At 43.2% G+C, this 24,528-nt stretch carries 24 protein-coding genes and 1 riboswitch; of the genes, 17 read left to right on the forward strand and 7 right to left on the reverse strand.

Features of this window, described 5'->3' with window-relative positions; genetic code table 11:
* Positions 1-62: 62 nt before the first annotated feature.
* A complete protein-coding gene (locus G7B20_RS16685; RefSeq protein ID WP_164112560.1) occupies positions 63-542 on the forward strand; it encodes an Lrp/AsnC family transcriptional regulator in 480 nt (159 codons plus the stop codon).
* 2 nt (positions 543-544) lie between these two features.
* Positions 545-1,642 carry an EamA family transporter gene (locus tag G7B20_RS16690; RefSeq protein ID WP_164112561.1) on the forward strand — a complete coding sequence of 366 codons (1,098 nt, stop codon included), beginning with the start codon at positions 545-547 and terminating at the stop codon, positions 1,640-1,642.
* Between the two features lie 32 nt (positions 1,643-1,674).
* Here G7B20_RS16690 and G7B20_RS16695 read toward each other — a convergent pair whose 3' ends face one another.
* From G7B20_RS16695 to G7B20_RS16710, 4 genes are read right to left on the reverse strand one after another with little or no spacing between them, the layout of a single operon-like run.
* On the reverse strand, positions 1,675-2,952 hold the full coding sequence (locus tag G7B20_RS16695) for a M16 family metallopeptidase (RefSeq protein WP_164112562.1): 1,278 nt from the start codon (positions 2,950-2,952) through the stop codon (positions 1,675-1,677).
* Entirely contained in the window at positions 2,945-4,195 is a 1,251-nt protein-coding gene (locus tag G7B20_RS16700; protein WP_164112563.1) for a M16 family metallopeptidase, read from the reverse strand. The genes G7B20_RS16695 and G7B20_RS16700 overlap by 8 nt, the downstream gene beginning before the upstream one ends.
* Positions 4,196-4,217: 22 nt before the next feature.
* Positions 4,218-5,114 carry an oxygen-dependent coproporphyrinogen oxidase gene (hemF, locus tag G7B20_RS16705; RefSeq protein WP_164112564.1) on the reverse strand — a complete coding sequence of 299 codons (897 nt, stop codon included), beginning with the start codon at positions 5,112-5,114 and terminating at the stop codon, positions 4,218-4,220.
* Position 5,115: 1 nt separating this feature from the next.
* Complete coding sequence (locus tag G7B20_RS16710) at positions 5,116-6,126, reverse strand: NAD(P)H-dependent glycerol-3-phosphate dehydrogenase (RefSeq protein ID WP_370626379.1); 1,011 nt, start codon at positions 6,124-6,126, stop codon at positions 5,116-5,118.
* Between the two features lie 114 nt (positions 6,127-6,240).
* Here G7B20_RS16710 and G7B20_RS16715 point away from each other — a divergent pair, with 114 nt between their 5' ends.
* The 8 genes from G7B20_RS16715 (at position 6,241) to G7B20_RS16750 (ending at position 13,409) form a co-directional block, all read left to right on the forward strand.
* Positions 6,241-6,849, forward strand: coding sequence for a sugar O-acetyltransferase (locus G7B20_RS16715; RefSeq protein ID WP_240466031.1), 609 nt, complete (start codon positions 6,241-6,243; stop codon positions 6,847-6,849).
* A 202-nt stretch (positions 6,850-7,051) separates the two neighbouring features.
* Positions 7,052-7,148, forward strand: a riboswitch (TPP riboswitch).
* A 75-nt stretch (positions 7,149-7,223) separates the two neighbouring features.
* Complete coding sequence (gene thiS, locus G7B20_RS16720) at positions 7,224-7,436, forward strand: sulfur carrier protein ThiS (protein ID WP_164112565.1); 213 nt, start codon at positions 7,224-7,226, stop codon at positions 7,434-7,436.
* 13 nt (positions 7,437-7,449) lie between these two features.
* A complete protein-coding gene (gene thiC / locus G7B20_RS16725) occupies positions 7,450-9,270 on the forward strand; it encodes a phosphomethylpyrimidine synthase ThiC (protein ID WP_164112566.1) in 1,821 nt (606 codons plus the stop codon).
* A 117-nt stretch (positions 9,271-9,387) separates the two neighbouring features.
* On the forward strand, positions 9,388-9,855 hold the full coding sequence (locus G7B20_RS16730; protein ID WP_164112567.1) for a thiamine phosphate synthase: 468 nt from the start codon (positions 9,388-9,390) through the stop codon (positions 9,853-9,855).
* Positions 9,856-10,178: 323 nt separating this feature from the next.
* Entirely contained in the window at positions 10,179-10,796 is a 618-nt protein-coding gene (locus tag G7B20_RS16735) for a thiamine phosphate synthase (protein ID WP_164112568.1), read from the forward strand.
* Complete coding sequence (locus G7B20_RS16740) at positions 10,796-11,572, forward strand: thiazole synthase (RefSeq protein WP_164112569.1); 777 nt, start codon at positions 10,796-10,798, stop codon at positions 11,570-11,572. The genes G7B20_RS16735 and G7B20_RS16740 overlap by 1 nt, the downstream gene beginning before the upstream one ends.
* Positions 11,572-12,684, forward strand: coding sequence for a 2-iminoacetate synthase ThiH (thiH, locus tag G7B20_RS16745; protein WP_164112570.1), 1,113 nt, complete (start codon positions 11,572-11,574; stop codon positions 12,682-12,684). Before G7B20_RS16740 ends, thiH begins: the two co-directional genes overlap by 1 nt.
* 11 nt (positions 12,685-12,695) lie before the next feature.
* On the forward strand, positions 12,696-13,409 hold the full coding sequence (locus G7B20_RS16750; RefSeq protein ID WP_164112571.1) for a HesA/MoeB/ThiF family protein: 714 nt from the start codon (positions 12,696-12,698) through the stop codon (positions 13,407-13,409).
* Between the two features lie 472 nt (positions 13,410-13,881).
* On the opposite strand, the gene G7B20_RS16755 is transcribed toward G7B20_RS16750, so the two are convergent.
* Together G7B20_RS16755 and G7B20_RS16760 are read right to left on the reverse strand one after the other, a co-directional pair.
* Entirely contained in the window at positions 13,882-14,532 is a 651-nt protein-coding gene (locus tag G7B20_RS16755) for a hypothetical protein (protein WP_164112572.1), read from the reverse strand.
* A 91-nt stretch (positions 14,533-14,623) separates the two neighbouring features.
* Positions 14,624-15,235 (reverse strand): WbqC family protein, encoded by a 612-nt coding sequence (locus tag G7B20_RS16760; RefSeq protein ID WP_164112573.1) that lies wholly within the window; start codon positions 15,233-15,235, stop codon positions 14,624-14,626.
* A gap of 435 nt (positions 15,236-15,670) precedes the next feature.
* On the opposite strand from G7B20_RS16760, the gene G7B20_RS16765 reads away from it, so the two are divergent.
* The 7 genes from G7B20_RS16765 to G7B20_RS16795 all read left to right on the forward strand — a co-directional run bounded on the left by G7B20_RS16765 (position 15,671) and on the right by G7B20_RS16795 (position 23,998).
* Positions 15,671-16,543 carry a lysophospholipid acyltransferase family protein gene (locus tag G7B20_RS16765; RefSeq protein WP_164112574.1) on the forward strand — a complete coding sequence of 291 codons (873 nt, stop codon included), beginning with the start codon at positions 15,671-15,673 and terminating at the stop codon, positions 16,541-16,543.
* Positions 16,540-17,580, forward strand: coding sequence for a glycosyltransferase family 2 protein (locus G7B20_RS16770; protein WP_164112575.1), 1,041 nt, complete (start codon positions 16,540-16,542; stop codon positions 17,578-17,580). The genes G7B20_RS16765 and G7B20_RS16770 overlap by 4 nt, the downstream gene beginning before the upstream one ends.
* Positions 17,581-17,680: 100 nt before the next feature.
* Positions 17,681-19,702 (forward strand): NAD-dependent DNA ligase LigA, encoded by a 2,022-nt coding sequence (ligA, locus tag G7B20_RS16775; RefSeq protein WP_164112576.1) that lies wholly within the window; start codon positions 17,681-17,683, stop codon positions 19,700-19,702.
* Positions 19,703-19,737: 35 nt separating this feature from the next.
* Positions 19,738-20,616, forward strand: coding sequence for a 4-hydroxy-tetrahydrodipicolinate synthase (gene dapA / locus G7B20_RS16780; RefSeq protein ID WP_164112577.1), 879 nt, complete (start codon positions 19,738-19,740; stop codon positions 20,614-20,616).
* 171 nt (positions 20,617-20,787) lie between these two features.
* Positions 20,788-21,195 carry a hypothetical protein gene (locus G7B20_RS16785; RefSeq protein WP_205600251.1) on the forward strand — a complete coding sequence of 136 codons (408 nt, stop codon included), beginning with the start codon at positions 20,788-20,790 and terminating at the stop codon, positions 21,193-21,195.
* A 38-nt stretch (positions 21,196-21,233) separates the two neighbouring features.
* The gene (locus G7B20_RS16790) at positions 21,234-22,553 is read left to right on the forward strand and encodes a type IX secretion system plug protein domain-containing protein (protein WP_164112578.1); all 1,320 of its coding nucleotides are present in this window, start codon (positions 21,234-21,236) and stop codon (positions 22,551-22,553) included.
* A gap of 8 nt (positions 22,554-22,561) precedes the next feature.
* Positions 22,562-23,998: an amino acid permease gene (locus G7B20_RS16795; RefSeq protein ID WP_164112579.1), complete on the forward strand. Its 1,437-nt coding sequence runs from the start codon at positions 22,562-22,564 to the stop codon at positions 23,996-23,998.
* A gap of 63 nt (positions 23,999-24,061) precedes the next feature.
* Here G7B20_RS16795 and G7B20_RS16800 read toward each other — a convergent pair whose 3' ends face one another.
* Positions 24,062-24,406 (reverse strand): S41 family peptidase, encoded by a 345-nt coding sequence (locus G7B20_RS16800; protein WP_164112580.1) that lies wholly within the window; start codon positions 24,404-24,406, stop codon positions 24,062-24,064.
* Positions 24,407-24,528: the final 122 nt, after the last annotated feature.

Consider the following 24,528-nt stretch of genomic DNA (forward strand, 5'->3'; position numbering starts at 1 on the left):
TAATTCATAAATAAGCAAAATTAAATGAATTATATTCTTAAAAATGCTATATTTGCAGAATTATGGCAAAAATAGAACTTTCATTAGATCATGTTGATTATCAAATCCTTCGTATTATGCAAAATAATGCGCGGACAAACAATGCCGATATCGCCCGTGAACTGGGTATGGCCCCCTCTGCTATATTGGAGCGCGTCAAGAAATTAGAGCAACGGAACGTCATATTGCAGTACAATGCCAAGATCAATCCATCGGCTTTAGATCAAAACTTATTATCTTTTATTTTTATCAAGACTTCGGATATTATTGGCGAACAAGGGGTGGCCTATCTATTGGCCGAGATACCCGAAGTTCAGGAGGTACATGATATTGCCGGAGATGATGGTTATTTAATCAAGGTACGTACGAATGACGCTGCCGGTCTAGTCGATCTCATGCGTAATACCTTAGGAAAGATAGAAGGCATACTTTCTACACGTACCACTATTGTACTACAGACGATTAAGGAAGAGCAAAAATTGGTCATACCCTCTAAAGATTAAGCATGAACGAGAAAAGTCCTTCGGTCGCAAGTATTATCTTTGCATACCTCGTCGTATACATCGTCTGGGGATCCACTTTCTTTTTTATCGAGAAAGCACTACATTCTTTTCCACCATTTGTATTGGGCTCGATCCGCTTTATCATAGCGGGATCCTTGCTTATGGGCTATTGTGGCCTAAAAGGCTATAAAATATTTAATAGAAGCGATGTGAAGCAAGCGGTGTTCGTAGGCTTCTTACTTCTTTTCATTGATATGGCTGCTATTATATGGTCCGAACAGTTCATCTCCAGTGGTATCGTTTCTATCCTTTCTGCCGCTACGGCTATTTGGTTTATTATTTTTGATAAGCCAAAATGGAAAGAGAACTTCTCGAGTCTACCCATCGTTTTGGGTTTGATTTTAGGGTTTTCGGGGGTTATTATGTTGTTCGCAGAGCAGGTGTTCGGGCAGACCGATGATGGGGAGAGATCCCAGAATCTGGTAGCTATGGGAGTTCTTATCCTTGGGACCATCGGTTGGACGATCGGATCATTGACTTCCAAGTACAGTCAGAAAGAAAAAAGTGACAAGCCCAAAGAACAATCCTTGAATGTTATTGTCAAGACAGCATGGCAGATGGTGACGGCCGGGACCGCATTTACTACCGTAGCATTGGTTAACGGTGAATACAGCTCATTCGATTATTCGACAGTCTCCTCTGCGGATTGGGGAGCGATGATCTATCTGGTTTTCTTCGGCTCTATATTGGCCTTTAGTTCCTATATCTGGTTGTTACAGGTTCGCCCGGCGACAGAGGTTAGTACCTACGCTTATGTAAATCCTATCGTAGCATTGCTGCTGGTGCACTTCTTTACAGAGCATCAGGTTACTTCTTTGCAGATCTCAGGTTTGGCTGTTGTTTTATTTTCCGTCTTGTTGATGAACTGGAACCTGTACAAAAACAACAGGACTATACGTGCCTTCCGTTACCGTAAAAAACTGAAGCGTGTAAAAAATATGGCACCCAAAAGTAGTATACCTCGAATTATCGAAGTAGCAGAGTTTAATGCCAAAGAAAAGAAAAAGCAGGCCGCCAAAGAGGCAAAAAAAGATAGTTAGTAAAAACTCGCCAATTCAAAAAAAGGGAAGTATTAATACTTCCCTGCTATTACTTTGATCATGCGGTCAAAATCGAAATACCGCATAGCAATCTCCTGAACAGTGTTGGGAGTCATATCCCGAAGGACATCCTGATAATACCCATAATAGGCAAGGTCCAGTCCGCTGAAATAAACAGCCTTAAATTTATCGACATGCGAAAAGATACTTTCCAGGCTACCTAGTATACTTCCTTGCATATAGTTACGTACCAGATCGATCTCTGTTTCGTCGGTTCGTTCTTCGTGCAATCGAGCAAATTCACGCTCAATCTCCACTACGGTAGCTTTCGTCACGTCAACGCCCACTTCAGAGCTTAAGGTCATAAAGGCGCTGTGTTTCAGACTGATCACAGCCGACCCAATACTATAGGTATAACCTTTTTCTTCTCGAATATTACGCATCAGCCTCGATCCAAAAAATCCCCCTAATAACGTATTGACAAACTGTACCGCTGGAAAATCGGAGTGATTTCGTCCGATCGTATAGGTTCCCATCCGTACTGCAGACTGCAGGGCATCATCTTTAGTTTCGATAAGCAGTTTTGAAGAGGAGTAATCAGTCAGGAGAATAGCTCCATGCGTAGCCGGTTGCTTTCCTTCCCAATTTTCACCAAATAGACTATTTACCAGCTCTCTAAGATCATTATCTATCTTTCCGGCAATTAGCAAGGTGCAGTTTTTAGGTTGGATCTGCTTTTGAAATAAATCCAGCAATTGCGCTCTCTTTATAGAGTCATAGTCTTCTACAGTAGCAACAGCACCATACTGGTTATCGCCAAATAAATTCTTGTAGAACAGGCGTCTGGCTACGACATCATTTTTTTGTAGAGCGATCTGTAGATTTTGCTTATTGTTACGTATATAAGTATCTAGCTCCGCCTGCGGAAAAGTTGAATTGCTAAGGATATCAGCGACAATCGGTAATACTTTATCGGCATACTTTCGAATAGTATACAGCGACAATGCCGTATAGTCAAAACTGTATTCCGTCATCAGATAGGCGCCGTAGAAATCAATTTCATCCGCTATCTGAGCGCTACTCCTTGTTAATGTACCTTCTTTCAACATCGAAGACAATGCTACATTTAGCAGCGGTATCCGGGAGCTATCATAGCTATTCTCAAACACAAATTCAAATTTCATCAGTTCAAGATCCTCCGCATGGAATAAAAACGTATGGAGGCCATTGGAATGATTTACCGCTTCAGGATGTATCAGATCAAGGTTTTTTATAGGCTGTGCCAGAGGGGCTACGGATCGATTAAGCATCTACACCTCCTTTCGTCTGGTACCACAAAGTGGATGAATTCTCTTTTCTTAATATTTCGGAAGAAACACGTAATAAATCCTCCGATTTAATACGTGAATATTTAGTACCCTCCATATTATAATCATTGGCATCACCCAGTACTTCATAATAAGCAAGGTTCATTGCCTTGTCCAGGATCGACAATTCTGCAAACAGCATAGTAGACTCAATTTTATTTTTTACTTTTTGTAATTCCGTCTCATCCACCGGTGTCGATGTTATGCGGTCAATCTCTTCCCATATCATAGCTTCTGCGTCGGCAAGGCTTATGTTTTCAGAAGTTTTACCTTCTATTACAAATAGATTGCTATCTACACTTCCTGTAACATAGGCGTTTATTTCCGAAAAACACTGCTTTTCCTTGACCAGTGATCGATACAGTCTTGATGAGGATCCTCTAGACAGGATATCTGAAAGCAGATCCATTGTCTGATAGTCTTTGGACGATCTTTCGCAGCCGTGAAAGGCTATATATATACTATCAACCGGCACATCGGCTACGACAGTTTCGCGTCTAGCACTCAGTTGCTTAGGTTCTTTAGGCAGGTTGCGCTGATAAGATTCACCTTTAGGGATGCCTGCAAACCACTTTTGTGTAAGCGAGCGGACCTGCTCCACCTTAACGTCTCCAGCGACAACCATAATTGCATTTTGAGGCGTATAAAACTTCTGAAAAAAAGCTTTTACATCTTCCATTTTGGCATCTTCAATATGTTTGAGTTCCTTGCCGATAGTAGCCCATCTATAAGGATGTACTTTATAAGCCATAGGTCTCAAGCGGAGCCATGCATCTCCGTAGGGTTGATTCAAGTAACGCTGCTTAAACTCCTCACATACAACCTGCCGCTGTACCTCGAGGCTTTGCTCGCTAAATGCCAGGCTCAACATACGGTCGCTTTCTAACCAAAAAGCGGTCTCCAGGTTGTCTGCCGGCAAGGTTATATAATAGTTGGTGATATCGTTACTGGTAAAAGCGTTATTTTCACCTCCTACCTGTTGCAGTGGAGCATCATAGCTGGGGATATTTATCGAACCGCCAAACATTAAGTGCTCAAATAAATGTGCAAATCCGGTTTTATCAGGAGATTCATCCCGAGCGCCTACATTGTATAAAATATTGACAACAGCCATAGGAGTCGTATGGTCTTCATGTACCAATACAGTCAGCCCGTTGTCCAAAGTAAACTTTTCAAAGTTTATCATAAGAGATAGTTAAAGCAAGAAATTAAATCCAGTTAATACCTTTTTTTAATAAGGCTAATGTTTTTTCTTCTGCTGAATCAGGCTTTGGGGTAAAATTATAAAACCAATTGGCCTGAGCAGGCAAGCTCATCAAGATAGATTCGATGCGGCCGTTAGTTTCCAATCCAAACCGCGTACCGGAATCGTACACGAGGTTAAACTCCACGTAGCGCCCTCTGCGCAATAGTTGCCAGTCTTTTTGTTCCCCGCTAAAGGTCTTATGGCGGCTTCTATTGACCAGGTTTGCATACATCGGCGCAAAGGTCCGTCCCAGATCACAGGAAAATGCGAAGATATCTTCATAAGTCAATCCCGTTTTTTCAGGTGTTAACTTATCATAAAATACGCCCCCTATACCTCTTGTTTCGTCGCGATGCTTAATGTAAAAGTAATTATCCGCCCACGCTTTAAACTCTTCGTAGAAATGGGCATGGTGCTTATCACAAACTCCTTTTAATGTCTGATGAAAATACCGGGCATCCTCTTCCACCACATAATGTGGCGTGAGATCAATACCTCCTCCAAACCAGCGCTTTTCCGCATTAAGTTCGAAGTAGCGGATGTTCATGTGTATGATAGGGACATGTGGGTTGTTAGGATGTATTACAATGGATACCCCTGTTGCAAAGAAATCATCACAGTCCACACCAAAAGCTTTCTTTATGGCTTCCGGAAGCTTACCGTGTACGGCAGAGAAGTTAACACCTCCTTTTTCAAGGATATTTCCATTCTGAATAACCCGGGTCCTTCCACCGCCACCTCCTTCTCTTTCCCAGATTTCCTCTTCAAATTTAGCTCCACCGTCCAACTTCTCGAGTGCTAAACAGATTTCATCTTGAATACGCTGATATTCCGCAGCAATTTTTTCTTTTAATAACATTCTATGTAAAGTCTTTGGCCAATTTTGTTACTTCCGAACTAGCGGGTTGATGATTATATAATATTTGGAATACCATATTACAGATAGGCATTTTCAGCTCAAATTTCTGAATGATACTTTGTATACACGCCGAGGCGTAATAGCCCTCAGCAACCATGTTCATCTCCAGCTGTGCAGACTGAACAGTATACCCCTTGCCAATCATATTGCCAAATGTCCTGTTGCGGCTAAACTGAGAATAAGCAGTGACCAACAGATCCCCCAGGTAAGCCGAAGCATTGATGTCCCTATATTGCGGATCGAGTGATTTTACAAAGTAAGCCATCTCTCGAATGGCATTAGAAATAAGCACAGCCTGAAAATTATCACCATAGCCCAGCCCATGGCAGATTCCGCCAGCTAGGGCATATATGTTCTTCAGCACGGCTCCGTATTCGATACCGATAATATCATTGGAGGTGATTGTATTGATGTAGCGGGAAGCAAAAAAACCAGCCACCAGAGCCGCTTGTTTTTCTTCGCTGCAGGCAAAGGTCAGGTAGGACAATTTCTCCTGAGCCACCTCTTCGGCGTGGCAGGGCCCCCCAATAGCGACGATCCGATCCAAAGGTATGTCATACCGGGCACGGAGGTATTCGCCCACGATCTGATTTTCGTCCGGAATAATCCCTTTAATTGCCGAAACGACTGTCTTTCCTTCGAAATCCACTGCGGTCAATCCATGTAGCGCAGCTTTTAGGTAAGTGGCCGGTGTATTGACAACGATGATATCGCATTGCTTTACAATCCATTTTACATCGGAGCTGATGTTCGACTTTTTCACCTTGACTTCGACCGCACTTAAATAACTCGGATTATGCTTATATTGCCGAATAAACGTTACGTCTTCCGGTTTACGAACCCACCAGAACACCTCCTTGGCCATCGTGTTGTCATTCAACATCTTTATCATTGCCGTGGCCCAACTTCCGCTTCCTATTATACCAATCTTCAAATTTGAACTATCCATCATTCCAGGCAAAGATAATTAATATTAAATTAACCATTCTTTCAGCCTTTGATTAATGGTATAAAAATGACTTTTCTTATCTTCACCGATATTTTTATCTATTGACAGACGGATATTATGACTGAAAAGGAAAAAATGATAACAGGCAGACCGTATTACGCGCATACCAAAGAATTGACGACACTGCGCTTAGCTGCACAACGGCTTTGCTACAGGTATAATCAGATTGACCCCAAAAACTATAAAGAGCGCAAAGGGCTCATTAGGGGGTTATTTGCCAAGACCGAGGCTATGTTTTGTGTCGAGCAGCCCTTCTTCTGCGATTATGGATTTAACATTGAGATCGGGGAGAATTTTTTTGCCAACTATCATTTGACCATCCTAGATTGTGCACCCGTCAAAATAGGCAACAACGTGATGATCGGTCCTTCAGTCTCTATTTTTACCGCTAGTCACCCACTGCATTATGAAGTGCGGAATACAGGTTTGGAGTGCGCTATGCCCGTAAACATTGGTGACAATGTCTGGATCGGAGGCAATGTGGTGATCAATCCCAACGTATCCATCGGGCGCAACTCCGTGATCGGGTCCGGTAGTATTGTGACAAAAGATATTCCCGATAATGTGGTGGCCGCCGGCAATCCCTGTAAGGTCATCAGAGCTATAACCGACCAGGACAAAAACTTCTATTTTAAAGATCGAAGGCTGGATACAGAAAGTATTTAAAAAAAACCTGAAGCGGGGAGCTTCAGGTTTTACCAAACCAATTATTAACCTAAATATGAAATTATGAAATCTTTACTTTTGGTATTAAAACGACTATCAATCCCCGTTAGTATACACGCCGCGCTGTATTAACATTTTTTAACAACCACGAATAAATTTCCTAAATATTTTTTTTTCACAACAATATCCCTTATCCTTGTACCAAATACTTTAGGGGTGTCTGTAAAATACAGGCTGAGATTTTACCCTTGGAACCTGATCTAGTTCATACTAGCGGAGGGAAAAGTAAGTGTACCAATCACTTTGCGGCTACCAATCTGTAGCGCTGCTTTTATAGCATTCCTAAAGTACTTTAATTTAAAAAATTTAGTACTATGCAGATAAAAGTAAACAATCAACCCCATCAGTTTAGCGCCGAGTTTCCCGCTACTTTATTAAGTGTGCTCGCCCTGTTGATGCCAGATCTCCAGACAAATGGTATCGCTGTAGCTATTAACAGCAGCGTGATACCCCGTGAGGACTGGCCCTCCACCCCTATTGCAGACCAAGACGAAATACTGATCATCACCGCTACTCAAGGCGGGTAAAATACCATAAACTATGACAACACAAAATACCACAATTACCACAGTACCATTTCCAAATTCAAAGAAAGTTTACCTACCTGGCAAGCTGCACCCGATCAAGGTCGCCATGCGTGAAATCACGCTTTCGCCTACCCGATTGAGTTCTGGTGGCTTAGCGGAGAATCCTCCCATAACCATTTACGACACATCAGGCCCCTATACCGATGCCGACAAATCTATTGATATCAAGAGCGGTATCGAACGCATCCGTGAGCCGTGGATCCTGGAGCGCAGCGATGTAGAGATATTGGAAAATATCAGTTCTGTGTATGGCAATGAGCGAGCCAACGACCCCAAGTTGGCCGATTTACGCTTTGACTATCAGCATAAGCCCAAAAGAGCACTAGCGCAACGAAATGTAACACAGCTCCATTATGCCAAGAAAGGAATTATTACAGCCGAGATGGAATATGTCGCTATCCGTGAGAACCAACGGATAGAGCAACTGGAAAACAGCACCGCAGGAATGAACCACCAACATATCGGGTATAGTTTTGGTGCAAATACTCCGAATGGCAAGATAACACCAGAGTTTGTCCGTGCCGAGATTGCGGCAGGAAGAGCGATTATTCCCAATAATATTAACCATCCCGAAAGCGAACCCATGATTATAGGGCGTAATTTCTTGGTTAAGATCAATGCTAACATCGGCAATAGCGCGGTGACATCCAGCATCGAAGAGGAGGTAGAGAAGGCCGTATGGGCATGCCGCTGGGGGGCAGACACGATAATGGACCTATCTACCGGAAAAAATATCCATGAAACCAGAGAGTGGATTATCCGAAATTCGCCAGTACCGATCGGCACTGTACCTATATACCAAGCATTGGAAAAAGTAAATGGTGTTGCCGAAGATCTCACCTGGGAAATATTTCGGGATACACTTATCGAACAAGCAGAGCAGGGTGTTTCCTATTTCACTATCCATGCCGGCGTATTGCTGCGTTATATCCATCTCACAGCCAAGCGTGTCACAGGTATTGTCTCCAGAGGAGGTTCCATTATGGCCAAATGGTGCCTATTCCATCATCAGGAAAACTTTCTATACACACATTTTGAAGAGATATGCCAGCTTATGAGTCAGTACGATATCGCATTTTCTCTGGGTGACGGTCTACGTCCAGGGTCTATAGCCGATGCCAATGATGAAGCTCAATTTGCCGAACTGGAGACGTTGGGCGAACTCACCAAGATCGCATGGAAACACGATGTACAGGTTATGATCGAGGGGCCAGGACATGTCCCTATGCACCTCATCAAAGAAAACATGGACAAGCAGCTTGCGTGTTGCGATGAAGCTCCATTCTATACATTAGGGCCACTTACGACAGACATCGCTCCCGGCTACGATCATATCACCTCAGCCATCGGTGCTGCCATGATCGGTTGGTATGGCTGCGCCATGCTTTGTTACGTGACTCCAAAAGAACACTTGGGCTTGCCCAATAAAAAGGACGTCAAGGACGGTGTGATCACCTACAAGATTGCCGCTCATGCTGCCGACCTGGCAAAAGGACATCCCGGTGCACAGTATAGAGACAACGTGCTGAGTAAAGCCCGTTTTGAGTTTCGCTGGGAAGACCAATTCAATCTGTCGTTAGATCCTGATACAGCACGCGAGTACCATGATGAGACACTACCGGCCGAAGGAGCCAAAGTAGCACACTTCTGCTCGATGTGCGGTCCAAAATTCTGCTCGATGAAGATCACACAGGAGATCCGCGAAAGCGTCGCCGAAGGGATGCAGCAAAAGTCTGAGGAATACATCGAGTCGGGAAAGGAAATCTATCTCTAAATGCGTATTGTCACACTTCCAGGTTTCGTTCATCACGAAGAAGCACTGATAAAACAGTTTATTACCTATCCTGAGGTCATTGTGCATATTCGAAAACCTGTGCTGGAAGTTACCGAAATGATGAGATTAGTCGACCGTTTCACGGCAGAGGAGAGAAAGCAACTCGTGCTGCACAGTTATCAGGGACTGAGCCACAGATGGGGCTTGGACCGCGTGCATTACCCTTCGTCCGTCCGAGACGAAGGGCTTGCTCGGTGGGGACAAAATTACACACACCTCAGCACTTCAACACACAACTGGGCCGAATTTAATGCGTTGGACAGAGGTATTCAGGCAGCCTTTATCAGTCCCGTATTTTCCAGTATTTCAAAGACAGACTACGGGCAGGATGCACAACTTTCCTGTGTAGACAAACGCATGAATTTTTCGACCACACTTATTGCGTTGGGCGGTATATGCCAGGAGAATATCCATACCCTCAAATCTGACTTTGACGATGTGGGATTATGTGGTGCGATCTGGCTCGCCGAGGATCCTTTTACCGCCTTCGAGGCTTGCTACACCTTGTGGTACGATCATCAATAAACTGAAACCGGTTCATCCACAAGCGGGCACCTGACCTTGAGGCCTGGTGCGCAGTAGCGGATTGGCTACAGCAGAATGAAACAATACCGTTGTGCCCATGCGGTACGGCGGCGAGTTTAGCTTCGCTGAACTACACCCGCTTCCGGTTTTGATGACTTTTTCGGAAACCGCGAAGCGTTTATGAAAGCCTTGGGAGCAGCCGCTAATGGATAAAAAGTAATTGCCTGCCCGGCGTAAGGGACAAACTATTAAAATACAGTTGATAATAAACAAAACAACAGTCGCTTTAACATTAATAACAGGGAAAGCCTATTTTCAAACACATGTATAGCAAAATACAATACATCTCTTCAGGCACGACCGAAGAACAGCAACTAAACAACATTAAGGCCGTATTACAAAAAGGAATCAAATGGGTGCAGCTCCGTTTTAAGACCGAGGATCATACGGCGGTACGCAATGTCGCCAAAGCGACCAAGCTCCTAAAACAGGAATACGACTTCACTTTTATCATCAATGACTTTATCGATATCGCCCAGGAAGTCGATGCAGACGGTGTACACCTGGGGCTAGAAGACCAAGCTGTAGCAACAGCACGGCAGCAACTTGGCCCTGCTAAAATCATAGGAGGCACAGCAAATACGTGGGACGATGTTCAGCAGCGTATCCATGAAGGCTGCGACTATATAGGCCTGGGCCCTTTACGTTTTACGACGTCAAAGGCACAGCTCAGCCCCCTACTAGGCCCTGAAGGCTATAAAGCCATCTTTACGCAATTAAAAGACAGTCCCGCCCCACCTATCTATGCCATTGGAGGCGTCACCTTGGAAGATATTCCATTGCTATCCGCCATCGGGCTATACGGTGTTGCCCTATCGAGCTACCTTGAACGTACCGACCTTACGCCCCTAACGATATATCACACTAACCTTACTGTATAATGAAGAATCTAACAATAGCAGAGCGGACATTTCAGTCCAGATTGTTTATGGGGACCGGAAAATTCGGTTCCAACCAACAGATGCAAGACGCTTTATTCGCTTCTGGCACAGAACTGGTGACGGTAGCATTAAAGCGTGTTGACGAGGGCCACGACGACGATATATTATCCTATATCAGTCCCTCAGGAGCACATCTCCTACCCAACACATCAGGTGCCCGAACCGCAAAAGAAGCGGTATTGGCAGCCCAGCTCGCCCGCGAAGCCTTGCAGACCAACTGGATAAAGCTAGAAATCCATCCTGATCCCAGGTACCTTATGCCGGATCCTATAGAGACCTTAGCTGCATGTGAACAGCTGGTCAAATTAGGTTTTATCGTCCTTCCCTACATTCATGCAGACCCCGTGCTCTGCAAGCGATTAGAAGATGTTGGCACGGCCGCCGTGATGCCCTTAGGCTCACCCATAGGCACCAACCAAGGTTTGAAGACAATTGATTTTCTATCTATCATCATCGAGCAAAGCCACGTGCCTGTCATCGTAGATGCGGGCATCGGGGCGCCGTCCGATGCAAGCAAGGCTTTGGAAATGGGTGCAGATGCCGTCCTGGTCAATACGGCAATAGCGGTATCACCTCAGCCCGTCGTCATGGCCCAGGCCTTTGCCAAAGCTGTCGAAGCCGGACGGCTAGCCTACGAAGCCGGCCTGGGATATGTGGACAAAACAGCGGCATCCAGCAGCCCCCTCACCGCTTTTTTAAATCAAACCTATAGTTAATGGAAACTACATTTACGGCTCTATTCAACGATTACTCCTGGCAGGAGATAAAAGACAGGATATATCATACGACGATAGATGAAGTGTATCGGTCGCTCCGTAAAGAAAAGCACGATGTATATGACTTTCTGAATCTGGTATCTCCCGTTGCCAAACCCCTGTTGGAAGAGATGGCCCAGCTATCGCACAGGCTCACCATCAAGCGTTTTGGTAAAAACATACAGTTGTATGCGCCACTGTACCTTAGCAATGAATGCCAGAATATATGTACCTATTGTGGCTTTAGCATGGATAATAAAATTCCCAGACGCACACTGCAGCCTGCCGAAATAGCGCTGGAAGCAGAAGCGCTAAAGAAAATGGGGTTCCAACATGTTCTGTTGGTGACCGGCGAATCCAATCATCGGGTAGATACAGATTACTTCCTACGTGCAGTTGCACAGTTGGTACCGATATTTTCAAACATATCCATAGAGGTGCAACCTTTGGACTATGAAGACTATGCCGTATTGCATGAAGCAAAAGTAAACGCCGTCATGGTGTATCAAGAAACCTACCATCAGGCCGCCTATAAAAGTTATCACCCCAAGGGTAAAAAATCCAATTTTCATTACAGGCTCGAGACCCCTGATCGAATCGGTAGGGCTCAAATCCATAAAATTGGCTTAGGTGTGTTATTGGGTTTAGAGGACTGGAGGGTGGACAGCTTCTTTACTGCTTTACATATCGATTACCTACAAAAGAAATACTGGAAGACCAAGTATAGCGTATCATTTCCCCGGCTACGACCTGCCAGTGGCAGCGTAGAACCCAATTTTGTCATGCAGGATGATGACCTGCTGCAATTGATATGTGCCTATCGGATCTGGAATCCAGATCTCGAGTTATCACTTTCCACGAGAGAGCATGCTATTTTTCGGGATCATGTCATTCCGTTGGGTATCACCGCCATGAGTGCCGGATCCAAGACCAATCCCGGTGGCTATGTCGTTGCACCCGAATCACTGGAACAATTTGAAATTAGCGACGAGCGCACACCAGCCGAGATCGCTACTTTAATCACCCAAAAAGGCTATCAGCCAGTATGGAAAGACTGGGTGCCCGAGTACTAAACTTTAAAGGTATGGAATTAACAAAAGAACAGATCTTACGTTACAAAAAGCAAATATCCTTTGCTCCAATAGGGCTTCAAGGCCAGAAACAAATTTGTCAAAGTCGGGTTCTCGTGATCGGCGCAGGTGGTTTGGGGGCGCCTAGTTTACTATATCTTGCCGCAGCAGGTGTCGGAACGCTAGCTTGTATCGACTTTGACCGCGTAGAGATCCATAATCTTCACCGGCAGATTATACACCGCGAGAAAAATATAGGTGTACCCAAGGTATTCTCCGCAATGGAAGCCATTCAAGCACTTAATTCAACAGTCAATTTCGAAGCAATAGACGAAAAAATAACCGAGGCCAATATCGATGACTATGTGTCACAGTACGATGTAATCTTAGATGGTACAGATAATTTTGCATCCCGCTATGCGATCAATGACGCTTGTGTAAGACAAAAAAAGCCACTCGTATACGGTACCGTATTAAATTTTGAGCTTCAGCTTGCTGTTTTTAATTTGGAGGGATCCAAACATCTTAGACACCTCTTTCCGCTCCCCCCCGATCCGGATCAGGTTCCCAGTTGCGAACTCAATGGCGTATTGAATACCGTTCCCGGTATATTAGGTTTGATGATGGCACAAGAAGCTCTTGCGATAATAACAGGTAGCCCCGGTCTGAAAAATCAACTTTTGATCCTGCGTACGGATACCTGGAGTATCAACAAAGTTTCTTTCTGATGCTCTTCGAGCAATGCCGTCCGCAGGTGCAAAAAAAATCCTGAAGCGGGGAGCTCCAGGATTTACCAAACCAATTATTAACCTAAATATGAAATTATGAATTTAATATTCGCGGAAAATATCACAAACGAAATACCAAATTAAAGTTGTAACAATTATTTAACATAATTTTAACAAAAAAATATTAATTCTCGATAAAGATATTTTATAGCCATTTTTTTGACCGTATTTTTTCCTGTCAATGGCAGTCTATTTATACTGTCAATTTTGCAGTAAATGACATTATTTGGACGGACAAACCGAAATTTAGACTTAAGTTAAAAGAAAAATCCTGAAGCGGGGAGCTTCAGGATTTACCAAACCAATTATTAACCTAAATTATGAAATTATGAATGTTATATTCACCTTAATAACGTTAACATTTTTTTTAAATTACATAAAAGGGTATAGCTTAACATTTTTTAACAGATAGTTAAGGAGCTATAATATCCACCACCTTGTCGCTCAACCGTGTTATGTCAGATTTCAGCCCAACCATAAAAGTCAAGACGTGAAAGGGTTGCCCTTCAACTTTGTTTACGTTATACAAATAGCCGATCTCCGTACCCAAGAAAAATCCCTTAAATTTATAGTCTGCTCCTATCCCCAGCTTTGTTCCAAAAGCTATCGAACGGAGATATTCCACTTTGACCACATCTCCCACCAGATTAGATCGAGGCTCGTTGGCCAATCCGATTGCGGGGCCCAGATACACATAGGTATTCAATCTGTCAAACTGTCTTCTAGTTCCTGCTGCCAGACTGAGCATATAAAAACTGGATAGGCCATTTTCTATAATTGTATTAAATTCCGGATCTCTGATCTTTTGATCATATTTAAAAGACAGCATGTACAAGGCGGGGTATAAGTAATACTTAGGGTTTTTCAGTGTGATATCCAGCCCCATACTACCGACAAAAAGTTTGGGCGATAGTACATCCTTTGTTTTTCCTAAGGGGATTCCCAATCCAGTGCCGGCAAAGTAATACACTTTTTTGTAGTGGATGGTGTCCACGCCCGTCTGCGCTATCGATGGGCTACAAGGGCTGATAAGTAATAATAAGGCTATTATAATCCGATTCATTGTTATAAAATAAAAATACCTTAGCGGTTTCTATCTTGATTAGAACAACAAGATGGACTTATAGTTTTAAAATAAATACCTTTGTCGGAAGTTACAAGAACATTTTACTTTGCGGTCCCTGATTGAATAATAAGTCGATGATACTCACCTGCGGTTGAAAGCCAGTTCGGTCTTCAAAGACCTGATAATATACCTTAGGACGCGCATAGACAGAAGTTTTTTTAGGGTGTATCGAACTTCTGAAATCCAATTCTTCAGGATAGCTTTCCTCGTAAGATTCGGTGTACTTTATTTCTCGTTGGATCTTTAACAATCGCAGTACTACCTGCAGCTGTTCTACATTGAAATCAAAAAGATAATCGTATTTCTTTTCATAAAAAGGAGCGAAAGCGTCCTCGTAGTACTCAAAATATGCCGAGCTGCGATACGCCGTCTGTATGCTGGACCAGTGTAAGCGTTGCCAGTCATGGTCATAGCTTATCTTAACCTCTTTCATTGCCACATGCTCTTTTCTCCCGTGTTGTATAGGGATAAATAGGTCCAATATTCCATTGGCCGTAGCGATATGTGTTCTACTACGGTAGGTTTGTTTCGGAAAATGCTCGTACTGATCTAAAAGTATATCTACAGGATTTTTTGCAATAGCATGGAAATACGATACCGGCGGAAGATAATTTGCAGCTAATAGAACAGGGATAGACATTTTTGTAACTATAATTTTGAATTTGTACGCAAAACTAATGTTATTTAGGGAAATTTCTGCTATAAAAAGCTTAGTAATAGTATTTAATCAGCATATCGAAATCAAGCCGCTTGCTCAAACGGCTCTATCACGTTGCATCGCGACCAAAAAGAATAGACAATTCCAGCTCTTTTTTCAGAAAGTGTATGTTTTATTGATGAAGCTATGTTCTTAGGAATCAAGGAGCTCCCTTCGTTCGGTTTAAGGGTCGTCAGGAACTTATTAATGTTTTTTTTGCATGGGCATTCAAGAGCTCACCCGATAACATTGGAATCGGTTCATCGCTGTTGGAGATCTGCCAGCTGGCGGATCGTAAAAGTTTTTATGGATAGGTGTTGGCGAATGCTAAGCATTTTCTCTAAGTTTGCGTAACTTAAAACGTCACGATCATTATAAATGAAAAAAAGTATACTACATTTTATTTTACATATGATGTCCAAGATGCCTTTTTGGATGCTATATGGGATCTCAGATGTATTGTACATTTTGATTTATCATGTTCTCGGATACCGCAAGAAGATCGTGTTTAGAAATCTACGCAACTCTTTTCCCGAAAAAAGCGAAGCGGAGATCCAGACCATTGCCAAGCAGTTTTACCGTTATTTTCCCGACATTATTGTAGAGGTTGTAAAGATGTTCAGCATCAAGAAAGCTGATGTCGAAAGGCGTATCGAACTTCTCAATCCAGAGGAGGTGTACAGGCATTTTGACGCAGGGCGGGCAGTGATCGGAGTTACGGCGCATTATGGCAACTGGGAGCTCGGAATACATCGCTTGTCGCTGATGACCGATTTTGCTAGACTCATAATCTATAAGCCATTAAACAACGAGGACATCAATCAGATTTATAACGGTGTGCGCACTCGATTTGGTGCTACTATGGTTCCGATGAAGCAGATTTTAAGGCACATTGTACGACTCAAAAATACGCCTCACATCAGTATGTTTGTAGCCGATCAGACCCCGATGTACCAGGATTCGGATTACTACATGACCTTTCTCAATCAAGAGACATTAGTCTATACCGGTACAGAGCGTATTGCCAAGATAACAAATAGTCCTGTTGTTTATTGTCATATTGGACGAAAGGCAAAAAGAGGACATTATTTTTGTAAATTTACCACTTTAGTAGAAACGCCTTCTATGTATGCGGATCACGAAATCACGAAAATTCATAATGAATTTACCGAACAGATCATACGTGATACACCAGCCTATTGGTTATGGTCGCACAATAGATGGAAAAGACAGCGAAAAGATAAAGCATGACACAATACCCTAAGGTAGCCGTTGTAATATTAAACTGGAATGGCAGATATTTCTTAGAAAAGTTTCTGCCATCTGTATATAACACTACGTATCCTAATATAGAATTTATACTGGGCGACAATGCCTCATCCGATGATTCCATTGATTTCGTCCGGTCCAATTTTCCCCAGATCAGAATCATCCAAAATACGGAAAATCTCGGCTTTGCCGGAGGCTACAATAAGATCTTAGAGCAGGTAGAAGCCGAGTACTATGTGTTATTAAACTCCGATGTTGAAGTCAGTCCAGGGTGGATCGAACCCGTCATCGAGACGATGATGCAGGAGTCCTTCGTTGCGGCTCAGCCTAAAATCCGCTCCTTTCATCAAAAAGAGTACTTCGAACACGCCGGTGCTGCGGGCGGTTATCTGGATATCTATGGATATCCTTTCTGTCGCGGTCGTATCTTAAATACCGTTGAGATCGATTCCGGTCAATATGATACCACCAAGGAGATATTTTGGGCCACAGGAGCTGCCTTGTTTATAAAGTCAGCTGTCTGGAAGGAAGTACAAGGTTTTGATGCCGATTTTTTTGCACACATGGAAGAGATAGATCTATGTTGGCGATTAAAAAAGCTGGGATACAAAATCGGCTACTGTCCACAGAGTACCGTGTATCATGTCGGCGGGGGCACACTCAATACGAGTAACCCTAAAAAGACCTACTTAAATTTTAGGAACAACCTGGTCATGCTGCAAAAAAACCTCTCCTTCTGGACAGCGGTGTGGGTGATATTTGCACGCCTTTGGTTAGACCTTATAGCACTGATGCATTTTTTTATGGAAGGAAAGGCGAGAGACGCCTGGGCCATCAGTAGAGCACATCAGTACTTTTTCCTGAATTTCTTTAAAAATGCTTCAAAAAGGAAAAAAACTCCTCCGGCTTACAATAAAGTTGGTCTTTACAAAAAATGCATCATTTGGGAGTATTATATGAACAAAATGCAGCGTTTCTCAGACTTGCCTGCAAATAATTTCCCATTAACGGAGAAATAGCGAATGCAGTGACGCCCGTTGTCTTTTTTCTGGAAAAAGACAATTAAAATAATGCCCTAAAATTATATTAGGGCTACAAAATTTCTTAATTTCGTTGCATATGTCGCAGGATATCCAATCGAAAATAGAACAGTTAACAGCAGAACTTAATACATACAATTACCAGTATTATGTGTTGGCAAATCCCCTAATCTCGGATTACGACTTTGATCAAAAGCTTAAGGAACTAGAGGCCTTAGAGTCTGCTTATCCCGAATATAGAGATGCCAACTCACCTACCTTAAAAGTAGGTGGCGATATCACGTCCAAATTCAATACCGTACAGCATCGGTGGCCGATGATGTCACTGAGCAATACATACAGTGAGCAGGAATTGATTGAATTTGACGAACGCGTCCAAAAATCAATAGGTCATGCTGTACAATATGTCTGTGAGCTCAAGTTTGACGGATTATCTATCTCATTGACCTACGAAAAAGGCAAATTGGTTCAAGCCGTGACCCGTGGAGATGGTGTACAAGGTGACGAGGTGACCAATAATGTACGTACCATCCGAAGTATTCCGCACCAGCTACGTTCCAAGACTTCCTATCCCGATTTTTTTGAAATCAGAGGAGAGATCTTCATGCACAAGTCTGCGTTTTTGAGATTAAATAGCGAACGCGAAGAAAATGGTGAATCCGCTTACGCCAATCCGCGTAATTTTGCATCAGGTACGCTCAAGTTACAAGACTCTTCCGAAGTAGCCAAACGTCCTTTGGACTGCTTTCTATACTTCCTATATATGGATAATCGGAATAGGGTATTTCAGTCGCACTGGGATAGCCTGAATGCCGTGCAAAGTTGGGGTTTTCCCGTTTCTGACCACATTAAGCTATGTGATACCATTCAGGATGTTTTGGATTTTGTCCACTATTGGGATGCCGCCCGTCATCAGCTCAGTTTCGAGATCGACGGTATCGTTATCAAGGTCAATGATTATGCCTACCAAGAAGAACTCGGTTTTACCGCCAAGTCTCCACGTTGGGCCACTTCCTATAAATTCAAGGCCGAACGCGCCGAAACCCGTCTCAATACCGTGAGCTATCAAGTCGGGAGAACCGGCGCAGTCACCCCTGTTGCCAACTTGGCCCCTGTGCTCTTAGCAGGTACTACCGTAAAACGGGCTTCGCTGCATAACGCCAACGAAATAGAACGGTTAGATCTCCACGAGCACGACACCGTATACGTAGAAAAAGGAGGTGAGATAATTCCTAAAATAGTGGGCGTTAATCTGGAAAAGAGAAGCCCCGGCGCCACCCCTATCCAATACCCGGACAGCTGTCCCGAGTGCGGTGCCAGGCTAATCCGGCAAGAAGGTGAGGCGGTACATTACTGTCCAAATGAAGAACACTGCGAGCCGCAGATCATCGGCAAGCTGCAACATTTTATAGGTCGCAAGATGATGGATATACAGGGATTGGGCGATGAGACTATTGTATCCTTTTATAAGCAAGGCTTACTACGTCATCTTTCCGATATCTACACCTTAAAAGACAAGCAGGATCTTTTGGTCACTATAGAACGTTTTGGTCAAAAATCAATAGACAACATGGTGGCTGGAATAGAACAGTCCAAGAATAAGCCTTTTGAGAAAGTTCTTTTTGCTCTTGGTATACGTCATGTTGGAGAGACCGTTGCCAAAAAACTGGCCTTTCATTTCAAGAGTCTTCATCACCTCAAGCAGGCTTCCATAGCGGAGATTGCCACCGTACAGGATATCGGTATACGCATAGCCGAAAGCGTTTATCACTATCTGCAACAACCGGAACATTTATCCGAACTCGACAAATTAGAAGCAGCGGGATTGAAGTTTGAAGTCGCCGAAAAAGTAATTGAACTGGCCGGAAACAACCTCGAGGGAAAAACTTTTCTGATATCCGGAGTTTTTGCCACACACAGTAGAGAAGATCTTTCCGCATTGATCGAGTCGCATGGCGGAAAGATGTTAAGCAGTATTTCTTCGAAGCTCAACTACCTGGTGGCCGGTGATAAAATGGGACCTTCCAAGTTAGTGAAGGCAGAAAAGCTAAAAATACCGATCATCACGGACGAAGAATTATTAAAAATGATTAATCAATAGTAACTTACAACATATTTAAATCAGAATCAACGAAAATGAATGAGATTCAGGGCGCGGGTGTAGCATTAGTTACCCCATTTAATGCAGATGGAACAATTGATTTTGAGGCTTTGGGCCAACTCATAGAGCTTCAGATCAATCAAGGAATGAATTACTTAGTGTCACTAGGCACCACTGGAGAGACGGCGACATTAAACTCTGAGGAACGAAAGAAGATCTGGAAATTTACGGCCGATAAGGTCAATGGCCGAGTTCCTTTGGTCGCCGGTATAGGCGGCAATAATACGATGGAAACAGTACGTCAGATTGAAGAGTTTGATTGTGCAGGGTATTGCGCAATACTCTCTGTATCGCCCTATTACAATAAGCCGACTCAAGAAGGGATTTATCAACATTACAAGGCTATAGCCGAAGCGTCCAAGTTACCGGTAATTCTTTACAATGTACCAGGGCGTACCGGTAGCAATATGACCGCAGAGACCACCCTCCGACTAGCCAATGATTTTTCCAATATCGTCGCTATTAAAGAAGCATCGGGCAATTTTGCACAGTTTTCAGAAATATTAAGAGACAAGCCCGAGGGTTTTGTGTTAATATCAGGCGATGATCCTGTGACCCTTCCTATGATGGCTATGGGAGCCGTTGGCGTCATATCTGTAGTCGGCAATGCATACCCTCGCCTAGTGTCCACGGTAACCAAGCTGTGTGCTGAAGGTAGATATACAGAAGCTAGAAGTATACACAACAAGCTGTTGCGTATTACGGACTTATGCTTTGTGGAAGGTAATCCTGCCGGGGTTAAATATATTTTAAAACGTATCGATATCGGTCAGGACGTCTTACGTCTTCCATTGGTTCCTATCAGTGACAAGACCAAGGCCGCAATTGATGCGGAAATGAAAGTATTATCTTAACAAAAAGCCCATAACACTCAAAAAGTGTTTACAGCAATTCGTCTCCAGGCATCAACGGTCCGGAGACGAATATACCTCCTGCCCTCTTCCATACCATTTTATTTAACATCGTTTTTTCATTATTATAAACATTCTAGTATCTTTAATCTATCAAGTAATTGTTTAATAGATATGACAGATACAAATCTTACCCCAAAACGAAGAGGATCCAAGTTAAAGAGCTTTTTAGGATGGGCACTTCTGGTACTCGTATTAATCGGCAGTGGTCTTGTCTATTTCAAATACTATTTTGTTTTTGGCGAGGGCGTCAAATCAGGTTATCTCAATTATGCCGTAAAAAAAGGAAACCTCTTCAAGACCTACGAGGGCAAGCTTATTCAAGAGGGGTTTGGTAGCGGAAGAGCCGGGACATTGACCAGCAATGAGTTTGTTTTCTCCGTCGAGAGCGATTCTATATTTACCCAATTGGAGGCTAATAGCGGCAAGTTTTTCGACCTGCATTATAAAGAGTACCATGGTGTCATTCCCTGGCGTGGCAACACCAAGTATATTGTAGATCGCATTGTACAAATGAAATAACAGTGGTATACAGCCGTAATCAGCGTCAACCCTTCTTTATGTTTAAAATCAAACCATTCTTTGTCTTTTTTCTTCTTTTGCAGTTAGCGTTGGTCGCCCAAGCGCAAAAGAAGAAAAAGAAGCGTGTTTATGTCGAGCAGTCTCCAAAGCAGGAATTGCTGTATAAAGATTTCAACTATCTCCGCGACATACAGTCCGTACAGCTCTATCCTACGGGCAAGGAAAGCCAGCTGCCTATATATACATTAGGAGATACAGAGCTTCTGAACCTCTCGTTTGATGATCTGAGGGCCGACGTTCGCAGTTATTACTACAGCATTGAACACTGCAATGCCGATTGGACACAGAGCCGCTTATCATCCCTGGACTATGCCGAAGGATACAATGAAGACCGAATCATCGAAAGTCAACAATCCCAGGGTACCTTACAGCCTTTCACACATTACAAAACTGTATTTCCGAATGAATACGTGAAGCCCAAGGTTGCTGGCAACTTTCTACTCAAAGTATATGAAGATGCCGACAAAGAAAGACTCATTCTTACCCGAAGATTTTACGTGGTCAAGCCTTTGGTAGCCATCGAAAGCCAGGTGATGGCTTCAAGCTTTGCCAACAAACGTCTGACGAACCAAAAGCTAAATGTAACGATAAAAACAGGATTAACGATAGCTAACCCACACCGAGACATACAGATACATGTCCTTCAGAACCAACGCCCCGATAATAGGATGGTGCTTAAGACCCCTATGTTTATAGGCACAAGTGAAATCAAGTATAACAATAGCGAAACCCTTGATTTTCTGGGTAATAACGAGTTTCGCTATGCTGACCTACGTTCTTTTAAAGGAGGTTCGGCACAGATCCAGGATATCCGTATAGACAGCCTTGTGGATATCCTATTGTTTACCGACAAGAACAATAACGGAGAGACCTATGCGACCACTTACGATGAGAACGGTAAATTCTATATACGGAATCTCGATTACGCCCAGGAAGACATCAGTGCTGACTATGCAGACGTCACCTTCTCCCTAGAGGCAAAGGAAGATATCGGTGGATCGATTTATGTGGTTGGAGGATTCAATAACTACCAGCAGACATCGTATAACCGGTTGCAATACAATGCTAAAAGTCAGAATTGGGAAGTAACACTAAAGTTAAAGCAGGGGCTTTACGACTACGAGTATGTGTTGGTCACTCCTGAAGGAAAGACCATCACGGATGCTTTTTCAGGCAGCCATTTTCAGACCGGCAATGATTATCAAATTCTGGTCTACTACCGTCGCACCGGAACCTACTGGGATGAATTGCTAGGTGTCGGCACAGCTGCTATCAATAATAAAGAAAACAAAAATTAACCAAGATTGTGAACGATAACAATAAAGATCAAAAATTAAAACGGGGACTTACCAATAGGCACATTCAGCTTATTGCTTTAGGTGGAGCTATAGGCACGGGGCTATTTTTAGGTATCGGAAAAGCGGCTGTATTGGCAGGCCCCTCCGTATTATTGGGCTACGCTATTGCTGGCATTATTGCTTTTTTCATTATGCGTCAGCTGGGAGAGATGGTGGTCGACGAACCTGTTTCCGGCAGCTTCTCCTTCTTTGCCAACAAGTATTGGGGCGGCTTTGCAGGTTATGCATCCGGGTGGAACTACTGGGTACTTTACATCCTTGTTAGTATGGCGGAGCTTACGGCTATTGGTGTGTATGTACAATTCTGGTGGCCCGAAATTCCATTATGGGTATCCAGTCTTTTCTTTTTTATCGTCGTCAATGCGATCAACCTTGCTTCTGTAAAAGTATATGGAGAGACCGAGTTCTGGTTTTCTATTATCAAGGTCGTCGCCATCATTGCGATGATCATATTTGGGGCCTATCTACTCATTTCAGGTTCAGGGGGTGAGACGGCAACGGTCACCAACCTCTATAACGATGGAGGCTTCTTTCCAAAAGGATGGTTAGGCACCGCCGAGGACGGTAGTTACCAGGGGCTTCTAGCTGCGCTAGTGATGATCATGTTCTCATTCGGGGGTCTCGAACTTGTTGGGATCACCGCCGCTGAGGCCGAGAATCCAGAGAAGAATATTCCAAGAGCGACCAACCAAGTGTTGATCCGGATCCTTATTTTCTATGTAGGAGCCTTGTTTATTCTATTTTCATTAATGCCTTGGCGTAGTATCAATGCCGATACGAGCCCTTTTGTCGAAGTATTCAACTCCCTTAATTCTTATCAATTCACACTGTTTGGCAAGACATACTTCTTTACGACCATCATAGCCAATGTGCTCAATCTAATCGTGCTTACAGCGGCCTTATCTGTGTATAATAGCTCCGTATATAGCAATTCCAGAATGCTTTACGGCCTAGCCGAGCAGGGCAATGCGCCTAAGTTTCTGAATAAGGTGAATAAGAACCACGCGCCTACTGCAGCCATTTTAGTATCAGCTGCCTTGGTCGCCATTTGTATCGTTGTCAACAAACTAATACCCGAAAAAGCCTTAGAAATATTAATGTCTCTGGTTGTATCATCCCTGATCATTAACTGGATTATGATTAGCTGGACCCATATTTACTTCAAAAAACAAAAGATAAAAGAAAACAAGAAAACCCTATTTCCTAGTTTATTCTATCCTTTTAGTAATGTGATCTGTCTTTTATTCCTGTCAGGCGTTTTGGTGATGATGTGGTTTACCGGCTTGAAGATATCTGTCGAGCTCATCCCGATATGGTTGATTCTCTTGTATGTCAGTTACCTGATCGTCAATGCACGCAAACAAAAGGCCCATAAACTATCTTAATAACTATACGATATAAAAGCAGGCTCCGATTATTTCGGGGCCTGCTTTTTTGTTCTATTTCCCCTATTTTGTGATGATCTCTAAAGCCTTTTCTATAAAGGGATCTCGCTTTTGTAACACATCATTCAGGGTGTAGTCTACTTCATAATCTGGCGTGATACCGTCGAGGTGGTGTTTAGTGCCATCCGAGTTTATGACTTTTATTCCCGAAAAAGTAACCATAATTCCTCCTGGGAGATATTGATAGTTGATATTTCCGTTAGCCCCTGACGTATGTTTACCAATTAAGGTGCCCACTTTCCAGTATTTTATTGCATCTAGGAATGTCTCAGGAGCACTTTGAGTCGATTCGGAGACTGTGAACAGTCGTTTTTGAGAATAATTATCAACAAATGCAGAACTTTTCACCGAAGCAATCTCTTCTTTCGCCGAAAAATAAAATCATTTGGTCGAAAGACCGTTTCCGACCTGCGCAATCCCTCCTATTTTTGAATCAGCAATTACCACAAAGCAGGCATCGGAGAAAAAAG

Source organism: Sphingobacterium sp. xlx-96, from assembly GCF_011007365.1.
GTDB classification, from domain to species: domain Bacteria; phylum Bacteroidota; class Bacteroidia; order Sphingobacteriales; family Sphingobacteriaceae; genus Sphingobacterium; species Sphingobacterium luzhongxinii.